Below are 504 nucleotides of genomic sequence, written 5' to 3'. Positions count from 1 at the left end.
TTTTTTAAAAAAACTTTGTAAGAGGATGTGAATTGTACGCCGAGAGTTTTCTCCGCCTTTTCAATCTGTAGATCATCCGTTTCATTCTCTTCATCATCTTCACTACCAAAATTGATAATCTCATCATCATATTTATTCACTTTATCAATTAATACTGCAACATCAGCTAAGGTATAGGTTTTCATAGATGATCCCCCTAAAAGTGATTAACAATTCTTGCATTTTTGAAAACAAAAAAGGATGACGGCTTTAACAGTGTATTTCAAAAGGAAACCGCCCAACAAAAGCGTCATTCCAAATTAGCTATAATTCTTTTACAGAGGAATTCATAGAAGTTATTTGTATAATATTGTCATATTTGTTATGAGAGAGACCTTGTCCATTGGGGCGAACAATATCAATTAGCGGCACGCCATTGCCGGCTTTTCCCACCGTGGGGCGGAAAACAGAGCCAACCCCATCAGCTGCTTTAATCCCTTGGCTCTCTTGTGCAACAGGACTTCG

2 pseudogenes are annotated in these 504 nt (G+C 37.7%); both read right to left on the bottom strand.

From position 1 onward, the window contains the following. Positions 1-185 (bottom strand): annotated as a pseudogene (locus ACFIK8_RS13235) (SMI1/KNR4 family protein); the annotation flags it as partial. Positions 186-306: 121 nt separating this feature from the next. Beyond that, a pseudogene (locus tag ACFIK8_RS13230) lies at positions 307-504 on the bottom strand (hypothetical protein); the annotation flags it as partial.

The organism is Bartonella sp. MR168JLCBS, from assembly GCF_042194175.1.
Note: the sequence above shows the minus strand (reverse complement) of the source record. Positions and strands in the feature narration are given on the sequence as shown.